Origin of the sequence: Allolucifera butyrica, from assembly GCF_900476375.1 — a bacterium.
In the GTDB taxonomy this organism is placed as follows: Bacteria; Bacillota; Negativicutes; order Sporomusales; family UPPP01; genus Lucifera; species Lucifera butyrica.
The window spans coordinates 115,899-135,000 of sequence record NZ_UPPP01000054.1 but is presented as its reverse complement, the minus strand read 5'-3'; the positions used below and the strand labels follow the sequence as shown (position 1 = coordinate 135,000).

At 49.1% G+C, this 19,102-nt stretch carries 21 protein-coding genes; 4 read left to right on the top strand and 17 right to left on the bottom strand.

Annotated elements, in window-relative coordinates:
- The first annotated feature begins 217 nt into the window (after positions 1–217).
- Positions 218–607 (top strand): hypothetical protein, encoded by a 390-nt coding sequence (locus LUCIF_RS02630; RefSeq protein ID WP_122626314.1) that lies wholly within the window; start codon positions 218–220, stop codon positions 605–607.
- A gap of 170 nt (positions 608–777) precedes the next feature.
- On the opposite strand, the gene LUCIF_RS02625 is transcribed toward LUCIF_RS02630, so the two are convergent.
- Entirely contained in the window at positions 778–1,662 is an 885-nt protein-coding gene (locus LUCIF_RS02625) for an NAD(P)-dependent oxidoreductase (RefSeq protein WP_122626313.1), read from the bottom strand.
- Between the two features lie 59 nt (positions 1,663–1,721).
- On the opposite strand from LUCIF_RS02625, the gene LUCIF_RS02620 reads away from it, so the two are divergent.
- Complete coding sequence (locus tag LUCIF_RS02620) at positions 1,722–2,423, top strand: DUF3298 and DUF4163 domain-containing protein (protein WP_122626312.1); 702 nt, start codon at positions 1,722–1,724, stop codon at positions 2,421–2,423.
- 45 nt (positions 2,424–2,468) lie between these two features.
- Here the strand turns inward: LUCIF_RS02620 and LUCIF_RS02615 are convergent, their stop codons facing one another.
- Positions 2,469–3,278 carry a carbon-nitrogen hydrolase family protein gene (locus tag LUCIF_RS02615; RefSeq protein WP_122626311.1) on the bottom strand — a complete coding sequence of 270 codons (810 nt, stop codon included), beginning with the start codon at positions 3,276–3,278 and terminating at the stop codon, positions 2,469–2,471.
- Between the two features lie 155 nt (positions 3,279–3,433).
- Positions 3,434–4,141, bottom strand: a complete 708-nt coding sequence (locus tag LUCIF_RS02610; RefSeq protein ID WP_122626326.1) for a polysaccharide deacetylase family protein — start codon at positions 4,139–4,141, stop codon at positions 3,434–3,436.
- A 160-nt stretch (positions 4,142–4,301) separates the two neighbouring features.
- Here LUCIF_RS02610 and LUCIF_RS02605 point away from each other — a divergent pair, with 160 nt between their 5' ends.
- Positions 4,302–5,465: a D-alanyl-D-alanine carboxypeptidase family protein gene (locus LUCIF_RS02605; RefSeq protein ID WP_207856877.1), complete on the top strand. Its 1,164-nt coding sequence runs from the start codon at positions 4,302–4,304 to the stop codon at positions 5,463–5,465.
- A gap of 5 nt (positions 5,466–5,470) precedes the next feature.
- Here the strand turns inward: LUCIF_RS02605 and LUCIF_RS02600 are convergent, their stop codons facing one another.
- From LUCIF_RS02600 to LUCIF_RS02550, 11 genes are all read right to left on the bottom strand, one after another.
- Entirely contained in the window at positions 5,471–6,253 is a 783-nt protein-coding gene (locus LUCIF_RS02600) for a CheR family methyltransferase (protein WP_122626309.1), read from the bottom strand.
- Positions 6,254–6,284: 31 nt separating this feature from the next.
- Positions 6,285–7,052: an OmpA/MotB family protein gene (locus LUCIF_RS02595; protein ID WP_165865858.1), complete on the bottom strand. Its 768-nt coding sequence runs from the start codon at positions 7,050–7,052 to the stop codon at positions 6,285–6,287.
- A gap of 155 nt (positions 7,053–7,207) precedes the next feature.
- The gene (gene ald, locus LUCIF_RS02590) at positions 7,208–8,323 is read right to left on the bottom strand and encodes an alanine dehydrogenase (protein WP_122626307.1); all 1,116 of its coding nucleotides are present in this window, start codon (positions 8,321–8,323) and stop codon (positions 7,208–7,210) included.
- 262 nt (positions 8,324–8,585) lie between these two features.
- On the bottom strand, positions 8,586–8,759 hold the full coding sequence (locus LUCIF_RS02585; protein ID WP_122626306.1) for an aspartyl-phosphate phosphatase Spo0E family protein: 174 nt from the start codon (positions 8,757–8,759) through the stop codon (positions 8,586–8,588).
- Positions 8,752–9,420, bottom strand: a complete 669-nt coding sequence (hypB, locus tag LUCIF_RS02580) for a hydrogenase nickel incorporation protein HypB (protein ID WP_122626305.1) — start codon at positions 9,418–9,420, stop codon at positions 8,752–8,754. The genes LUCIF_RS02585 and hypB overlap by 8 nt, the downstream gene beginning before the upstream one ends.
- Complete coding sequence (gene hypA, locus LUCIF_RS02575; protein ID WP_165865857.1) at positions 9,410–9,766, bottom strand: hydrogenase maturation nickel metallochaperone HypA; 357 nt, start codon at positions 9,764–9,766, stop codon at positions 9,410–9,412. Before hypA ends, hypB begins: the two co-directional genes overlap by 11 nt.
- Positions 9,754–10,215, bottom strand: coding sequence for a hydrogenase maturation protease (locus LUCIF_RS02570; protein WP_122626304.1), 462 nt, complete (start codon positions 10,213–10,215; stop codon positions 9,754–9,756). The genes hypA and LUCIF_RS02570 overlap by 13 nt, the downstream gene beginning before the upstream one ends.
- A gap of 51 nt (positions 10,216–10,266) precedes the next feature.
- On the bottom strand, positions 10,267–11,997 hold the full coding sequence (gene polX / locus LUCIF_RS02565) for a DNA polymerase/3'-5' exonuclease PolX (RefSeq protein WP_207856875.1): 1,731 nt from the start codon (positions 11,995–11,997) through the stop codon (positions 10,267–10,269).
- Positions 11,994–13,961: a PASTA domain-containing penicillin-binding protein gene (locus LUCIF_RS02560; protein ID WP_207856873.1), complete on the bottom strand. Its 1,968-nt coding sequence runs from the start codon at positions 13,959–13,961 to the stop codon at positions 11,994–11,996. The genes polX and LUCIF_RS02560 overlap by 4 nt, the downstream gene beginning before the upstream one ends.
- A 20-nt stretch (positions 13,962–13,981) precedes the next feature.
- A complete protein-coding gene (locus LUCIF_RS02555; protein ID WP_122626302.1) occupies positions 13,982–14,506 on the bottom strand; it encodes a DcrB-related protein in 525 nt (174 codons plus the stop codon).
- Between the two features lie 282 nt (positions 14,507–14,788).
- Positions 14,789–15,475, bottom strand: a complete 687-nt coding sequence (locus LUCIF_RS02550) for a TerC family protein (protein WP_122626301.1) — start codon at positions 15,473–15,475, stop codon at positions 14,789–14,791.
- A 268-nt stretch (positions 15,476–15,743) separates the two neighbouring features.
- Between LUCIF_RS02550 and LUCIF_RS02545 the strand changes: the two genes are divergently transcribed.
- Complete coding sequence (locus LUCIF_RS02545) at positions 15,744–16,484, top strand: polymer-forming cytoskeletal protein (protein ID WP_165865856.1); 741 nt, start codon at positions 15,744–15,746, stop codon at positions 16,482–16,484.
- Positions 16,485–16,534: 50 nt separating this feature from the next.
- Here the strand turns inward: LUCIF_RS02545 and LUCIF_RS02540 are convergent, their stop codons facing one another.
- From LUCIF_RS02540 to LUCIF_RS02530, 3 genes are all read right to left on the bottom strand, one after another.
- Positions 16,535–17,233 (bottom strand): DUF2225 domain-containing protein, encoded by a 699-nt coding sequence (locus tag LUCIF_RS02540; protein ID WP_122626299.1) that lies wholly within the window; start codon positions 17,231–17,233, stop codon positions 16,535–16,537.
- A gap of 74 nt (positions 17,234–17,307) precedes the next feature.
- On the bottom strand, positions 17,308–17,589 hold the full coding sequence (locus LUCIF_RS02535) for a CC/Se motif family (seleno)protein (protein ID WP_122626298.1): 282 nt from the start codon (positions 17,587–17,589) through the stop codon (positions 17,308–17,310).
- Positions 17,590–17,611: 22 nt separating this feature from the next.
- Positions 17,612–19,075: a glycosyl hydrolase family 18 protein gene (locus tag LUCIF_RS02530; protein WP_122626297.1), complete on the bottom strand. Its 1,464-nt coding sequence runs from the start codon at positions 19,073–19,075 to the stop codon at positions 17,612–17,614.
- Between the last annotated feature and the right edge of the window lie 27 nt (positions 19,076–19,102).

Sequence of the window (19,102 nt, the reverse complement as noted above, 5' to 3'; positions counted from 1 at the left end):
AATAGTATGCACCTGGAAATCAATTTCCATTCGTGAAACTTAACTTTTTATAAAATATTATTATTAATTAATAATATTTATTTATATTTTAAACTGATTATGCTTGCTTGTCAATTCCTGACAAAAATATTTTACAAATATGCATTCAAAAATAACCTGAAAAACGGCAAAATAGTTTTTTCGCCGGATGGAAATACTATTTTCGGAGGTGCTTTCATTGGACGGTATTATCTGTTCTCATTGTCATGCCTGGTTAACTGCCAGTCTGCCGGCCTGTCCCGACTGCAATACGCCCCTTACTTTTGAAGGTGAAAATAAAAACGTAATTGACCATTTGGAGGCCAATTGCCTCATTCATCGTTATGAGGGTTCGGATATGCTGGAACCGGCCGTAATCATCAAAGAAGGCAAAACAAATTTTAAGGTTGCCACCCGTCTCAAAGAATTTCTGTCTCCGGTTGCTGTACCTAAGCAGAAGGTATACAGTTTTGACCAGGCCGTTCTCAGTTCCGTTCAGGCTCTGCGTAACGAACGCACCGCCACGATCAACCGGTATGATAAACTAATTCAGTCGCATTGGCAGCGTCTAAGGCCCTATAAGAATTAAAAAATAACAATGGCCTTGCACCGGAGTGCAAGGCCATTGTTATTTTCTGCCTGATTTCTATGGATTCGGCAGGAAACTGCCTGTCATCCGTGAATATTACATGATACAAAGGTTAGTTCCGGCCAATTTGGATAGGCATCCCCTATACCGGAAAAAATAGGGAGACTGCGTTATTTTGTAAGATAAAGTTTAAATAAAGCCTGGGTGCCGCTGTTTTCTTCCCCCTGAGCCGCCAATTGCTCATAGAGAGATTTGACCAACGCCAGCCCCGGTGTCAGAAGTCCCATTTCCCGGGCCGCCTCGAGAGCGATCGTCATGTCCTTAATAAAGTGTTTGACAAAAAAACCAGGCGCAAAGTTTCCCGCCAACATGCGTGGTGCCAGGTTGCTAAGCGACCAGCTGCCGGCAGCGCCGGCTTCAATGCTCTTTAATACGTTGTCGGGATCGAGGCCGGCTTTTTGCGCATAAGCCATCGCTTCACAAACACCAACCATATTGCCGGCAATCGCAATCTGATTGCACATTTTTGTATGCTGTCCCGCTCCTGCCGGCCCCTGACGGATAATATTCCTGCCCATCAGTGCCAGTACCGGCAGAACGGCATCAAAGTCGTCCTGCTCGCCGCCGACCATAATCGTAAGACGACCTTCCCTAGCACCAATATCCCCACCGGATACCGGTGCATCCAAGGCGTGAATGCCTTTCGTACCGGCTGCCTGGCTAATTCTCCGGGCCAGAGAAGGCGTAGACGTCGTCATATCCAGTAGGTAACTTCCTGCTTTAGCAAACTGTAGAATTCCCCGCTCTCCCAAATATATTTCCTCTACGTCACTTGGATAACCAACCATAGTAATAATCACATTGCATTGCGTTGCCAGCGCTGCGACGTCTGCCGCCGCCTGCGCGCCCATAGACACCAGGTCGGCGGTTTTTGCCGCCGTCCGGTTATAAACGACAACAGGATAACCGGCCCGCAAAATATGGGCCGCCATGCTTTTCCCCATAACTCCTGTACCAATAAAGCCGACAGCGGTATTACTCGTATTGATTTTCAAAGAAATCCCCCCATTTTGATCTATTTATTTGATTGTCAATCCGGAAAAGAGGTGGCACAATGCGTAACAGTAAAAAGATATGGCTTACCAGTCTGACACTGCTCATGATATTGCTGGCAGGCTATTTCTTTTTTCCCTACCCGGTCCTTCCCAGTGATGAACTGGATGTAGTTGCCCGTAAATTGACCTCAACCAATAAGAATTTATCCATCACCTATCCGCAGATTGAAGGACTGCCTGACCAGGATATCCAAAACAGCCTTAACCAGCCCCTGCTGGCAGAAGCCCGGAGTTACGCCGTAAAATATGTACAGCCTGATTACAGCGGCCAAGTCAACTATACCATTACTTTGAATGAAAATCATATTCTCAGTCTTACACTGGAAGAATTCTTTTACGCTCAAAGAGCCGCACATCCCATGACCTATTTGCGTGGCTTCACTATGAGCGGTCAAACCGGCCAAATTTACAAGTTGGATGACCTGTTCAAACCCGATAGCCATTATCGTGACCGGTTGAATGAAATAATTACCCGTCAGATCGAGGCCAAAAAAATCTTTCTCTTACGTCAGTATAAAGGAATTGCTTCGAATCAGGAATTCTACCTTACCCGTAGCGAACTGGTTATTTTTTATCAACTTTACGAATACGCACCTTATGTTTATGGAATTCTTAAGTTTTCCATCCCCTACCAGGACCTGCAGGGATTATTCAGAGAACCTTTTGCCAGCATGTTCACCGTGCACGGGCAAAGGCGCTAAGGTTTCATGGCTCATAGCGCAGGGCTCCGGGTACGAATCCGTTTTTCAATACAGTTCCGGATGCCGGTGTTGAAGCAAAGGAAGTTCCTGCCGGACTCTGGTTATATAGTCAAGGTCAATTTCAACCAGCAGCAACGTTTCTTCCTGTCCGGCCTCCGCCACAATCCGTCCCCAAGGGTCGGCCACCAGAGAATGTCCATAGGCTTGATAGTCGGCCAAGGGATTGAATGCCGGCGCGGCACCGATTACAAACACCTGATTGTCTACAGCCCGGTTGCGCAATATAAGTTCCCAATGAGCCGGACCGGTCGTCGGTCCGAAGGCTGCCGGATAAATAAGAATCTCCGCTCCCCGCAGCACCATAGTCCGGGCCATTTCGGGAAACCGCATGTCATAACAAACACCTATACCCAATGCTGCCTTTTCCGTCCGGATGACGGTAATTTCCCGTCCCGCCGTCAGGGAGTCCGACTCCCGGAATACAGTACCGCCTTGAATCGCCACGTCAAACAAGTGTACTTTACGGTGACGCCCTAATAACTCTCCGTGCGGCCCAAAGACAAAAGAAGTATTATATACCCGTCCTGCCTCTTCTTCCGGGATGGATCCGCCTACCAGAATAAGACCATGGGAGGCAGCCATTTTCGACAGCGCCTCCGCGGTTTCGCCGGGATAGCGTTCGGCGTAACGGGGAAACAGGTCTGCTTGATAGGGACAATTGAACATTTCCGGCAAAACTGCCAAAATGCAGCCGTTCCGGGCTGCATTTTGAATCATAGCTCCGGCCTTTTCAATATTCGTTGTTTTGTCCGCCTCCACTGCCATTTGGCAAATACCAATCTTTACCTGGCGCATACCATCACATCCTAAGCATTTAATTATTCCGCCAAATCATTTTCATTGTCAAACCGCCATTCCCACCCTTTTATTACCATTTCTCTCTTTCTAAACAATATACCAGGCAGACAAAAAAAATCCTGCTGCGGCGGCAGCAGTTCCAGTACTTTGATTTAACGCGATTCTTCATAATGACTTAAAAGTTCACTGACCGTAACCAGCGTATAGCCTTGTTCCCGCAACCGGTCAATAATAATACTCACCGCCTGAGGGGTCGGCAGCGGATATTGCCCGTCATGCAGCAGGATGATGCTCCCCGGCTTTACCTGATCCATTACAGTCTTTACCACTGCATCCACACTGGGACGGCGCCAATCCCGCGGATCAATCGACCAAAGTACGGTCGTATAACCCCGGGCCCGGGCCGCCTCCAAAATGCCGTCATTATAAGCGCCACCCGGCGGGCGGAACAAACGGGGTTTGGGCGCTACCGCCACGATGGCCTTTTCAGCCTTATCCATTTCTTCTTCATATTGATTGCGGCTCATTTTAGTCAATATAACATGACTATAGGCATGATTCGCAATTTCATGCCCGTCCGCCACGGCCTGCGCCAGAATTTCCGGGTGTAGAGCCGCATTACTGCCCAAAACAAAAAAAGTTACATGAACCTTTTTTTTCCGCAAAATTTGTAAAAGGACCGGTGTCGTTTTATAGTGCGGTCCGTCGTCAACTGTAAGGGCCACAACTTTTTGCGTGGTCGGAACCCGGCTGATTGGCTTATCGTGATTCCAGACCGTATCCTGTACGGCACTGGCAAAGAATATTACCATCAAACAGGCAAACCCCCGTACGCACCAGCGATGGATCGTAATTTCCATTTCTATTCCCTCCGTTACTCCAGCCGCTTTCATTCCTATTTGATCGTACGCCCGATACCCTCCGGATATGTCTTAAACAAGGAAAAAGAAGGGTATGATTCAACATAGCCGGCAATATAATGTAGCAGATGCTGGGGGCTGGCAAATAAGGAGGATGCCTATGACAAGAAAGCGGCTATACCATGTTGTGCTGGGATTGATGCTACTACTGTTGCCTACGGCAACCGCGGCGGCAAACTCCGGGCCACCGGCCATTCATGCCCAGGCAGCCATTTTGATGGATGCCAAAACAGGCGAAGTCCTGTATGGAAAAAATATACATACCCACTGCGCTCCCGCCAGTACGACCAAAATTATGACGGCGATTCTGGCTATCGAAAGCGGTCATTTGGACGATACCGTCAAAATCAGCGCCCGGGCGGCTTCTACCGCCGGTTCCTCCATGCATCTGTATCCGGGGCAGGAAATTTCCCTTCGGGAATTGCTGACCGGCCTTTTACTTCGCTCCGGCAACGACGCCGCCGTAGCGATCGCCGAACATTTGGCCGGCTCGGTCGATGCGTTTATTGAAATAATGAATCAGAAAGCGCAGGTTCTGGGGGCCTATAACACCCATTTTGTGAATCCCCATGGTCTCAGCCGGGCAGGACACTATTCCAGCGCCTTTGATCTGGCCTGGATAGCCCGGTACGCCCTGCGCAATCCCATCTTTGCCCAAATTGTCGGCACCCGGGAAACCGCCATTGACTGGCAGGACCGCAGCGGCCGCGAACAAGGCCGCCAGTTGCGCAATACCAATAAGCTATTATGGATGTTCGATGAGGCGGACGGTGTAAAAACCGGCACCACCAACGAAGCCGGTCCCTGCCTGGTATCCAGCGCTACCCGGGGTAACCAGAAACTAATTGCCGTCGTGCTTCATGACCATAACCGCTGGGATGATTCCATGCGGCTGTTACAATACGGTTTGGACCATTATGACTTGTACGATTACGCCAATGAAGGCGAAGTTTTAACTTCCCTGCCGGTAGAAAACGGTTTGGAAGATGCCACCGATGTGGTCATTGCCGGTTCTGCCGCCATGGTGGTTAAAACGGAAGATTATCCCCATGTCAACGTGGAAATTGATTTACCGCCAACAATAAAAGCCCCTGTTTACCAGGGGCAAAAAATTGGTGAACTTATTTTTTATATCAATGACAAAGCTGTTAAAACAGTAGACCTGACTTCAGCAAAAGATGTGGCTGAACGTACTCCCACCCTGCTATTTTTTCAATTTTTAAGCAAAACATTTCGTCTCCTGTCAAGCTGGGGCCTACTCTGAAATTCTTACCAAGGCTTGCGGTAAAAAAAAGGCATATAATGCTGAAATCCGATTTCACGGAAATTCAAAATCGCCTCGGTTCCGCCGACAAACAGCACACCACCCGGTTTTAAAGCCGTAAAAAAGCGGCGGTACAGCGCGTCTTTGGCCTCTTCTGTAAAGTAAATCACTACATTGCGGCATAAAATAAGATCAAAACCACCTTCAAATTTATCCAGTAAAAGGTTATGCCGCCGGAACTCTACGCGGGACTTGATATCGTCGTTAATACAATAAGTGCTGTCAATGGTTTTAAAATATCGGTTCAGCCGCGCCGGAGCAATATTTTTCAGTTCATTCGCTGTGTAAATCCCCTTTTGGGCCTTAGCCAGCATTTCTACGTCCAGATCGGTAGCCAAAATCCGGTGCCGGATTTGGGGCGTCAATTCATTTAGAATCATTGCGAGTGAATAAGGTTCGGCGCCGATGGAGCAGCCGGCGCTCCAAATATTGAGCTTAGGATTTTTACTTAAAAGCTCCGGCAAACACTTGGTTTCCAGCTCTACAAACTTTTCCGGCGTACGAAAAAATTCCGTTACGTTAATCGTCAAATAATCGACAAAGTCTTTATACAGCTTGGCCTCTTTGTCAATTAAGCCGAAGAAATCCATATACGTATGGACGCCGTGGCGGTTCATCAGATTGGTAATGCGCCGCTGCATTTGGGCCGGTTTGTAATCATTGAGGTCAATGCCTGATTTGGTAAAAAATTTCTGTTTAAAAGTTTCCCAGTCTTTTTCGTTGCTCACGCCATAACCTCCAAGTACTTGTCTGTTGCAATCATTGCTGGTTCTTGTGAAAATCGATTTCCCCGCCGGCCTTGTTACTGCGCAAAATCACAACGTCCACCCGGCGGTTTTTGGCCCGGTTTTCCTCGGTCGTATTCGGATACAACGGATGGTATTCACCGTATCCCAGGGAAGACAAGCGTTTGGGATCCATGCCATGTCTTTCAATAAGATACCGGGTTACGGCAATGGAGCGGGCTGCCGACAGTTCCCAGTTGGAGGGGAAAAGGGACGTGTGAATGGGAAGATCGTCCGTATGCCCCTCCACCCGGATATAATTCGTTTTTCCTTTCAGCGCCTCACCGACAGCATCCAATAAAGGCAGCGAATCGGCTCTGAGGTCTGCCCGCCCCAGATCAAACAGTACGCTATCCATGAAACGGATCGTCAGGCCCCGTTCATCAACATTAAAGGCAATCTCATTCGGGTCCTTTACACCGGCCTGGATCTTTTTGATAATCTCCTGAAATTCTTTCGTATCCCGCAGCGCATTATCCTGAGGCACGGATGCGCTGTTCGGCGTTTCGCCAGGATATGGCATGATCAGATTGGCGCCGGCACTTTCGGTGTGGAAAGCTAGCTGCAACGTCTCCTTTAGTGCATTGTACTTTTTCTGGTCTACTACGCTCATGGCATACATAACTACGAAAAATACCATTAGCAGCGTAATCAAATCGGCATACGTCAACAACCAGCGCATCATCCCCGCAGCATCATGTCCGCCCTCACTCCTACTGCTGCCACCGCGTCTTCTCAACATAATCATACCCTCCTTGGCATGCAACGATTAATCCTTTAATCAAATTATATAATTCTACAAATACCGTCTTTTCCCTACATAAAAAAATACCGGCGCCTGTTTGCACCGGTATTTTTTTTGCAATTTTGGTTTTATCTATGATTTATAATACTTGTTTATAGTACTTCACTAACCGGAGTATATGGCAGATTGAGAGCCTCCGCCACTGCTTTGTAGGTCAGTTTGCCTTCAATTACGTTGAGGCCCTGGGCCAGGCCGGCATTATCCCGCAAAGCCTGCCGGTATCCTTTACCGGCAATCTGAAGCGCATAATCCAGAGTCGCGTTGGTAAGCGCCAGGGTAGAAGTACGAGCCACTGCTCCCGGCATATTGGCTACGGAATAATGAACAACACCATATTTAGTATAGGTCGGATCGCTGTGGGTAGTGACCCGGTCAATGGTTTCCACCGAACCGCCCTGGTCAATGGCAACATCGACAATAACCGAACCCGGTTCCATCGTTTTTACCATGGCTTCGGTAACCAGCTTCGGCGTCTTGGCGCCAGGCAGAAGAACGGCGCCGATTAAAAGGTCGGCTTGCCGTACCCAGTTGGCAATATTATAGCTGTTCGACATAATCGTCACTACACGGCCGCCGAAAATATCATCAAGATAAGCCAAACGTTCCGTCGATTTATCAATAATTGTTACGCGGGCACCCATACCCACTGCCATTTTTGCCGCGTTCGTACCAACAATGCCGCCACCGACAATTACCACTTGCGCCGGTTCCACGCCGGGAACCCCGCCTAGCAAAACCCCTTTGCCGCCATTCGGTTTTTCCAGGAACTGAGCGCCGATCTGCACTGCCATCCGGCCGGCAACCTCGCTCATCGGCGACAACAGCGGCAGCGTATTATGCGGTCCTACAATAGTTTCATAGGCAATGCCAACAACCTTTTTGGCGAGAAGCGCCTTTGTTAATTCCGGTTCCGGCGCTAAGTGCAAATAAGTGAACAGGATTTGCCCTGCATGAAAAAGCTCATATTCCGGTGCCAATGGTTCTTTTACCTTAATGATCATTTCCGCTTTATCAAACATAGCTTTCTTATCGGACATAATATGCGCCCCTACGCTGATATAGCTTTCATCAGAGAATCCGCTGCCCAGTCCGGCACCCTGCTCAATTAGTACGGTATGCCCGGCTTTATACAGTGCTTCCGCACCGGCCGGCGTAAGACCGACCCGGTTTTCATTATTCTTAATCTCTTTGGCAACCCCAATAATCATGCTTATTTCCCCCTGTCTTAGTCATGTTATCAATGATTCTATTGTATTTTTATGCAAAATTCATGCCAACATAAAAAATAACAATACAAATTAATAAATACCGTATTCTTCATTTATAAAATAAATTACTTTCCATTTTTACTTTTCCGATAATTCTCATTATATGCTGCCCCGCAAAAAAAGAAAAATACTCTTGTAAACAAATGTTTCCAAGAGTGTAAACTAAAGTTTCCTACCGGAAACTTTTCATTCCGAATAGTGCCTATCTTCTCCCCGCCCGTTTTTCCCGTTCATAGTCCACGATTTTTTTATCCAGATGAGCACTGTATTCGGCTACTTCAGGGTCGGCCAGATTGCCTTTTTTTGTTAAAACCAGACGGTGGAGCTTTAACCGCATCGCCTCAATTTCGAGCTCTTTTTCCTCTAAGTCACCCATTCATCCCGCTCCTTTTCCTGCTTACTTGCTTTAACAGCCAGTCATACCACAGCGGAAGCCCCTCCCCGGTACGGCAGGATACCTGCAAGAGAGAACTATGGGGATTGAGGCTGCGAATATCTTCCAGGGTGGCATCGAGATTAAAATCCGTAAATGGCAGCAGGTCTATCTTATTTACTATGGTTGCGACCGATTCCTTGAATATGAGCGGATATTTCAATGGTTTATCTTCGCCTTCGGTGATGCTCAGAACCGTTGCTTTGGCATCCTCGCCGATATTAAATTCCGCCGGGCAAACAAGGTTACCCACATTCTCTATAATCAAAAGCTCCAGATTGTCCAGCTCCATTGTGTTTATTGCGTTGCGGACCATATTGGCATCTAAATGACAGCCTCCGCCGGTATTGATCTGTATCACCGGAACGTTGTATTTTTGTAGCCGTATGGCATCTTTAGAGGTAAATAAGTCTCCTTCAATAACCGCCAGTTTTACTGTTTCCCGCAGGGATGACAGCGTATTTTCCAGCAGTGATGTTTTGCCTGAGCCGGGTGAGCCCAACAAATTCAGAGCAAAAATTCCCCGCCGGTCCAACTCAGCCCGGATGCCGGCGGCAATTCGGTCATTTTCCCGTAAGATGTTCTCTTTAACCTCAATTTTCATCTGCCGTATCTACCTCCAAATAATCCATGGTAAGTTCCTGTCCGGAAGTCATCTCAAAAGCCGGCGACCGGCAAACAGGACAAAATACGTGGTATTGTTTCAGAATCAAGTCCTGCCGGCAATTATGGCAGCGCCCCGTCAGCGGCACCCAATCCACATCCAGCATCGCTCCCGCCGCTATGGTCCCGGCACTCACCGCCGTCCAGGCGAAACGGAGTGCTTCCGGTTCAACTCCGGTCAGGCGGCCAATTCGCAGTTTGATTAAACGGATTTGTTTAATCTCCGGGTCTTTTACACTCCCCAGAGCAACTTCCAACAAACTCTGCGCTATACTCAATTCATGCAAATCCATTCCTCCCGCACCGTCGCCAGCAGGTCCGCCGCCAGACGCCGGGCTGTATTTTCCACAGCTGGCGTAAGACCCAGACCCGGCTCTACTATACCCGGCTCGATACCCCAAATCGTCGTAAGCGGCCATACCGGATAAAAGTGGCAAAGCGCCGCCAATAGCGGCATTTGGTGCAGAGAATAAGGGACTTCACCGGCCGTCCATTGAATATCGTCCAGGTGAAGACAATAGAGCTCACCTGCCTGTCCGCCACCATTCACCGCATCAATGAGCAGCAGCCGCCGGGCGCCGCGGCTCCGGTACAATGCGGCAAATCCGTCGATCCCACCGTCCAGGACGGCGACCTGCGACGGCAAGTCATGCTTCAGCAGACTTTGGGCGATATAACTGCCGACTCCGTCATCCTGCATTAACACATTGCCAAAACCGATAATGGCTGTCTCCATAGAATGCGTTTTCCTTTCGCCTTGGGCCCGCTCTTCCCGGCAGCCTGCCGCCTAATTGCGTTTGCTTTGTAAAACGCGGCAAACTTGTTCAACCGGCAGGGTATTGATAACATCCTGCGCCGTCAGCCATCCTTTACGGGCGACGGCGATACCATAGCGGATATTGGCAAGTTCCTCCCGGCTGTGTGCATCCGGATTGATTGCCAGACGAACACCCTTTTCTTTGGCTTTTATGCACCAGCGCCAATCCAGATCCAAACGATACGGACTGGCGTTAATTTCAATACATGTGCCGGTGTTGGCCGCTGCCTGAACAATTTGAGACATATCGACGGCATAGCCGTCCCGTCCCAATAAAATCCGGCCCGTCGGATGCCCCAGCATACTGACATAGGGATTCTGCATGGCTTTCACCAGACGACGGGTCATCTCCGCTTCACTCTGCCGGAAATGGGAATGGACCGACGCAATCACAAAATCAAACTCCGCCAGCACTCCATCGGGATAATCCAATGATCCGTCAGGCAAGATGTCGCTTTCAATCCCTTTAAGCAGAACAAAACCGGGCTGTTGTTCATTCAACCGGTTAATTTCCCGCCATTGTTCCTGCAAGGCGCTCAGCTTCAGACCCCTGGCATAAACAGCGGTTTGACTGTGATCGGTTATACCCAGGTAAGAAAACCCCATCATCCGTGCCTGTTCGGCCATGGCGACCAGGGAAGCACCGCCATCGGAATAAGTCGTATGGACATGAAAGGTCCCTTTTATATCTTCCTCCGTAACCAGAACAGGCAGCTTGCCTTGGGCAGCCGCTCTAATCTCGCCCAATCCCTCCCGCAGTTCGGGCGGAATATACGCCAGACCGAGCCCTGCATAGAGGTCTTCCTCCCGGCTGATAAGAAGGTTTCCCTGACAGCCTTCAACACTGTATTCATTTATTTTATACCCCTTTTGTCTGGCCAGGCTTCTAAGTTCCATATGATGTTCCTTACTGCCGGTAAAATGATGCAGCGCCGGTGCATAAGCAGCCGGTTCTACCACCCGTACATCCATATTCAGGCCGTTAGCCAAAGAGAGGCTCATTTTAGTCGGTCCCCGCCCGCTTACCTGTTGCACTCCCGGCATGGCCGTCACAAGGTCCATAACCTTTTCCGGTTCTTCCCCGGTGACCACAATATCCAAATCCTTGACTGTTTCCTTGCGGCGCCGGACACTGCCGGCAACTTCCGCCCGGTCTATTTCCGGCCGGCTGCGCAGGTAACGCACAATTTGTTCGGCTAGCGGCCAAACATCTCCAAGCAAAAACTGACCCTGAAATTGTTTTACATATTCAATTCCTTGCAAAATCTTTTCCTGGGTCTTACTGCCGAATCCCGGCAATTCCACCAGACGGTTTTCCCGGCAGGCATATTCCAGTTCGCCAATAGACTGAATACCCAGCTGGGTATGAAGAAGCATTGCCTTTTTGGGTCCCAACCCGGGAATACGGGTCAGCTCAAATAATACCGGCGGCAAGGATTCTTTCAGTTCCTGATAATAGCTTACCGTTCCGGTTGCCAGATATTCCCGGATATGCTGTCCCAGGGTTTTGCCAATGCCTTTTACCTCAGACGGATTCCCCCCACGTTCGAGGCTTTCCCATTCCCCGTCCATTCGCTCCAGCGTCCGGGCCGCAGTCTGATAAGCCCGGATTTTAAAAACATTTTCTCCCTTCAGTTCCAACATGGCCGCCATTTCGGCCAGTAAATGCGCCAATTCCTGTTTATCAGCCACTAAGGTCACCTCGGTTCAAAATACACTGTTACTTCTGTCCCGGCTTGGACTACCGTCCCCGGCGGCATACTCTGACGTACCATAACACCGGTACCTTGAGGCACAAACGCCAGCCCTGCCTTATTTAACAGTTCGCCGGCTTCCCGGATCGTTGTGCCGGCAAGGTTGGGCACAACGGCTTTGCCGGGCGGCGGTGACTCTGCGGGAATCGCCGCGGCGGCGGGTGCAGCCGGCACGGGCTGGTCAGTCTCCGGCGCCGGAAGCGTTTGCGGATTATCCGGCGGAATGTTTAACAGGCGCACTACTTGAGTCATAATGTCCCGGAAAGCCGGAGCGGCAATTTCAGAACCGTAAAACAAGCCTCCCTGTGGATCATCAATTACGACCAGTGCCGCGACTTGCGGATTTTCAACCGGCCCAAAACCAACAAAGGAGGAAATATAATGGCCCGCCTCATAGCCGCTGCCGTTATCATTCAAGCGCTGCGCCGTTCCGGTCTTGCCGCCAAAGAGGTAGCCTTTAACAGTTCCCGCCTTGCCGCCGCCCTCCTCCATTTCCTTTTCCATCATATATTTTACAATATGAGCCGCTTCCGGACTGACCGCCTGCCGTACTACTTGAGTCGTCGTACGGCTTTCGACCGTTCCGTCGGCGTTATCAATTTCCTTTACAATATACGGTTTCAGCAGTACTCCGTCATTGGCAATGGCACTTACGGCAGTCAACAATTGCAGCGGAGTACAGGCTATGCTCTGGCCGATAGCCATGGTAGCCACATCGGAAGCCCTCATATCCTCCGTTTTGAACAAAATACCGTTTTCCTCCCCCGGCAGACCACTCCCGGTGGTTTGCCCGAAACCGAACATTTCGGCATAGTGATTGAGCCGGGCAGCCCCAAGTTTTAGTCCAATATGGACAAAGCCGGTATTGATAGAGTCCTCAAACACTTTAAGAAAAGAAATATTGCCATAACTCTCTCCATTCCAGTTTTGAATCCGCCGGCCGGACACTTCCACAAAACCCTTATCGTAAAAGCGGTCTTCCGGCCGGATCAGATTTTCCTGCACTGCCGCGGCCGCGACAACGGTTTTAAAGGTGGAACCCGGTTCATAAATAAAGGATACGGCCCGGTTTTTCCAGTCTTTTTCATTATACCGGTAAAATTCGTTGGGATTATAACCGGGCCGGTTACCTATAGCCAAAATTTCCCCGGTGCGGGGATTCATGATAATGACTGTAGCCGACCTAGCGTGAGTGGTTGCCATGATTTTGTCCAGATTTTGCTCCACCACAAATTGAATTCCCAAATCCAGCGTTAGATATACACTTTTTCCTTCCTTACGCGGCGTATAGGAAAAAATAGACTTAAAAATAGGCGTGCCGTAACTGTCCGTTTCCACGGCCTGCTCCGTTTGCTTTCCTTTGATCACTTTATCAAGTGCCCTTTCAATGCCGTCAAGACCAACATCATCCGTGCCGACAAAGCCTAAGGTCTGGGCAGCCAGACCGTCATTGGGATAATAACGCTTACTCTCTTCTATAAAGGCAAGCCCCTTTATCTGATGCTCCTTGATTATCGCCGTCACAGCCTGCGATTTTTCCGGCTCCAGCATACGCTTTAACCAGACAAAGCTGCCGCCCTGCTCCAGACGGGCTTTTATAACTGCCTGTTTCAGGTCTAAAACAGGTGCCAGCCAGGCAGCTACCGTATCCGGGTCCGGATTGAGATGGGACGGATTGGCGTAAAGTGATTTTGTCATACGACTGACTGCCAGTTCTTTGCCATTACGGTCATAAATCGTACCGCGCGGCGACTGCAGTTTCCATTTATCCACTAATTGGAACTGGATGCGTTCCACCATTTGCTTGCCATCCACAAATTGTACCCAAGCAATTCGCCCGGTTATCACAACAAAAGATAGCAAAAGTCCCACAAGCAACAAAATAATACGTTTTTGTACTAAAACGACCAAGATCCGAACCTCCAGATTTGTTAGTCTACTAAAGTCAGGCTCCTAAATATCTGTTGAAAAACATTCCGGTACGAGTCTGTTTGGTCCGCCGGAGCAGTTGCCGTCAGAATATATACTTCGGAGTGCCGGAAGAACAGCATTTGCATAGCAAACAGTTTCTGTTCCCATGACAATCGCCAGGTAAAAGTTAGGCGGTAATACGGCGTATTGGCCCCATCCACAAATTGCTTCTCCTGCAATTGATACATCCACAGCATTTTGCTTTCACTATCCACGGTATGATCTACATATTCCCGGAAACTATACCGCTCAGGCAACTGCTGATGAACCAGGGTCAGCGTGTTGATTTCATACCGCATAGCCGGATCCACAAAAACAGCCAACATCTGTCCGGCCGATTCCTGCGTACATTCCCAGTTATCCGGCAAATCAAACATCAACCCGTGGTCATACTGGCGATATGTTTTGGCCGAAACATCCCCCACCATACTGCCACAGAGAAAAACCCCCAGTAAAACCACTTTCCAAAATTGGATTTTCTTCATAGCACTCACCTGCTTGTGTATATTATATAATAAGACTTTTTTTCCTGCCTGCTGCGCCACAGAATAAGAAAAACTGCTGACAGTCTTTGGTGTATGATTATAATACAAGAAAGACCTAAACAGTCTTTAAGCAGGAAGAAAGTATTTTACTTTTCGGCATTTCACGAAAAACGGCTTGTATAAGAATATCCCGAAAAGTTATACTTTCTGTTACTGTAAAAAAACCGGCATGTCTGCGGGACTATGCCGGATTCTATTTTCGCAAATAATTTTCTCTTTCACTTACTTGGACAGCGAACGAACTCTCTCTGTCTGCCGTCGCGCCTTCCCGCTGTATGCGTGCCACAGTCCGCCGGCGGTCACACCGGCCGCAAGCAATAACGGCAACAGCCACCAGGGGAGTTCGGAACGCAAAAACACACCGGCCTGTTCATCCCGCATCATCAGCTCACCCGCCGTCCAGGCAATCAGTCCGGCTCCGAAATAGACAATAACCGGAAACCGTTTCATAATCCTGGCAATGACCTGACTTCCCAGGATAATAAGAGGGATACTCAATAGGAGTCCTACGGTCAGCAGCAGCAGGCTTCCATGGGCCATAGCGGCAATAGCCAGTGTGTTATCCAGACTCATTATAAGATCGGCGGCAATAATCATTTTCAAGGCGCCGGCAAAGGAAGATGCACCTGGTAAGTTCTCATTTTTATGGCCTTGTAATAGTAATTTGGCAGCAATCCAGACTAATGTCACCCCGCCGGCAAATTGGAGATAGGGAACCGTAAGCAGCAAAACAGCGGTAAACGTTAATATAATACGCAGCAAAATTGCGCCGGCGCTGCCCCAAACCACTGCTGTCCGCCGCTCGTGAGGCGGCAGGGTACGGCTGGCCATAGCGATAACAATCGCATTATCGCCGCTCAATATCACATTAACCATAATAATGCCGCTTAAGGCAATCAAAAAATGCATCGTAGCCTCCTTATTACGAACAGAACGGGAAAGCATAAAATTAATTTTATCATAATCACATGGTAATAAATACTATATTATATAGAATATTATCACGGAATCCGTAAAACGGCAAATAAGAAAAACCGCTGCTGCGGTTTTTGGCTCTTAGCGCAGGGCCCGGGGCACAAAAAAGGCCGTAAGGCTATTTCTGCCAATCCCAGTCCGCCCGGCTCAAAAAAATTATACCGAATAGGCAATGAGACATAAATTTCAAGGAGGGATTTCCTTGGATAACCCAATTCGTTATGAACTGAAAATTGCTGGTCAGGGTACGGCGGCCGGCGGCATCTACAATAACGTTACAATCAATGGATACGGCAACATCCAGGGAAATCTGGATTGTATTCATTGTAAAGTGAACGGGGTTTCCCAAATGGCCGGCTGCCTAAAGACGGAAACGCTGAAAGTCAATGGCGAAGGAACTATAAAAGAAAACCTGTCTGCCGCCGAAATTAAGGTAAACGGCAGTCTAACTGTTCAAGGACATGTGGCCGCTTCCCAAATGCATATCCATGGCTCGATTACGGCTCAGGCCGCCGTTGCCGCTGAAACCATGGTTTTGGAAGGCCTGCTCAGGGTAAGCGGGGACTGTACTGCCGGCACCCTGGAACTCAAAGGTGCTTTCACCATTGATGGCTTGTTAAATGCCGGTACCCTGGAGGTTTCTCTTTATGGTTCCTGCCAGGCCCGGGAAATCGGCGGTGAATCAATTACTATCAAAAAAGGAGCTTCCTTCAAGATATTGCAACTAATCCAATCCATTTTTCTTCCCGCCGGGTTTGGCGAAGGTAAACTGATGGCGGAAACAGTCGAGGGTAACGACATTTATCTGGAACAAACGGAAGCGAATGTTGTACGGGGAAACAACGTTCACATTGGTCCCGGCTGCAAAATCCGGCAGGTCGAATATAAAAACCACTTTTATCAAACTGACGATGCAAGTGTAGTGTCGGTACGGCAAATCTAAGAAAGACCGCTAATGCGGTCTTTCGGGCGTAAGGCGCAGAAGTGCCTTTTTTATTTTGCGGCCGGCTGTGCCCCCAACAGCTGCCGTTTGGCGTCTCTGGCTTCTTGCCAGGCCGTCCGGGACATTTCCTGTAATTTTCTTTCCAATTTAACTTTTGGATTATGAACCACTTTTCCCAAATAGGCAAGCGCATGGTCCACCATACCCGTACGCCGGAACAATTCACCAATTAAATATTCTACGGTCAGTTCCGACATCTTGCCAATGGGAAACGCCTCTTTCAGTAAAGCTTGTTCATAGTTTTCCCGGGCCTTATCCAGTGCTTTTAATTCTTCCTCCGTCTGTTCGGCTTCCCGGTACAGCCAGGCCAGTTTCAGATAAAGGCTGCCTAAACGGCTATGCTGCACATGCATCATTTCAGCAAAAAAAATGGCCAGCTTATACGTGGCAATCGCTTGTTCCCGCGTACGGCTGCCGCTGAAATTGACATTCACCTGCTTATTTGTCAAAAAACGGCCGATCATATCGCCAGCGGCCGGTGAAAGTTCCTGAAAGTGGCTATCCGGCGCGGCATAGCCGCAATGGGAACAAACCCATATTTCATAATAGTGCGGATTAATTTCTTTATAATAGGTGCAAAAATCACTGTCCTGTCTCAACAGGGATAACCGGTTGCGCACCTTGGTAACCGTAAATTTCCGGGAACAGACCGGACATTCCCTTTCTACTGTATATAAAATATCAGTCATCTAAAACCACCACCGTCAAAGTATCCTTTTACTCTTCTCAAGGACCAGCCAGGCCGATCACCACTATGGTCCCGCTAAGCCAGGCGCCAGCCCTCAACAGCCAGCCGTTTCCAGCCCAAAAAACTGCTCAGTATAATCGTCAGCGGAATGTCCGGCAGCTCATCCGGCACATATACGGTCAAACCTTGAATGACCCGGCGGGTAAACCGCTCCGGATTTCGCGGCTCACCGAAACGTACGGCCGGACTTTCCCGGATTGTGATGCAGCAGCCCTCAATCACAGGGGGAATATCAAGATAGACAGCCTGATTCTTATTCCGCGCAAAATCAACTGCTTCCGGCGTAAATGTCAGCACGTTTCATCCTCCTGGAACAAGTTTATTTCTTCGCTTGGAGCGTTTTAGCCAATACATCCCAAATTCCCTGTTTTTCGAAACCTTTCCGCCATGCTGCCACTCCCGCCAAATCATACCGGTTGACCAAACCGGTCTTTAATGCAATGGATCTTTCCTCCTCCAGCCAAATACGATACCGTTTGTTATCCTGCCAAAACTCGCTGTAAAATTGTCCCTCACCCTTCAGCCAGTGAACGGGCGCCTTATGTTTCATCACTTCTTCTTCCGCCTGATCCATGGACAGAGCCTTGGACGTAACCTTTTTCACGTGGCCACCTTCTATGGTTTCTTCCCACTCCCGGGTATAGAACGGCAGACCCAAAAGAAGTTTCTCCGGGGGAATAAAAGCCAGAGATGCCGCCAACCCCCGGTTAACCCAACCGAGTGAGGCTACGGACCCGCTGACCGGACTCCCCCTCCCCGTTTCGTCGTAGGTCATGACCATGATGTAATCGACAATCCGGGCCAGTTCCCGGCGGTCGTAGCAGGCCGACCAGTTCGGCGCCGGCGAAGGAACGGTGACATCCATAGAAACCGTGACACCTTGTTTCTTCAGCACCCGCGTAAATTTACGAACAAAGGCCGTAAGCCGGTCCCGGTCAGTATCGAGCATATTTTCAAAATCAATGTTCACGCCGTCCAAACTGTATAATGCCGTATAAACAGCCATCTGACGAATGACATTTTCCTGGGCCCGGTCATCCGCCAGCAGACGGTGCGTCAACTCCCTGTCAAAGCCATTGCTGACAAGAGCCCATACTTTATACCCCGCGTCATGAGCTGTTTGGACATATTGCATATCACCGCGGTTACGCACTAAACCATTGGCATTTACTACAGCAAACCAGGTCGGCGAAATAACATCGAGACCTTCAATCGGCTTATTGCCCGCTAACAAAGTGGCGGACGAACCAACATCCCAAACAAGATTAATCTTGCCGGCAATGGTTTCATTGCTCCGCGGCAGGCTAAGCCGCCGGTCCGCACGGTCACGCCACGGTAATTGGGGGTCTTCCATCGCGTATAGATTGCCATGATCCTCCTGGAACGTAAAACCTAACAGTTTGTCCAGACCGTAAACATTTAAATAAAAACCGTCCCGCAACCGCCGGAGTGGGAAATTGAGATCAACCCCCTCTTGCAGCAAATGGTCAAGCTCCGTGGTTTCCAGCCGGAAAGAAGGCATGGAAAAAACAAAATAAGCCCAACCATTCTTTTCGTCGATAAGTATGCTGTTATGGAAAAAAGCCTGCATGGCATTTACGGGAACAAGCAGTTCACCCCGGTCCGTCAAAGCCTTCACTCCGGTCGTCACGGAACCTCCGTCCGCGTACCGTACTATCAGCTTACTTGTTTTTAATCCGGGTCCGGCCGGAGCGGCAAATGTGACCGGCAGAAAAAAAAGCAGCAGCAGTAAATTAAAGATAACAGCAGTTGTTCGTCTCACGGCATTACTCCCTGGTTTAGACTGCAA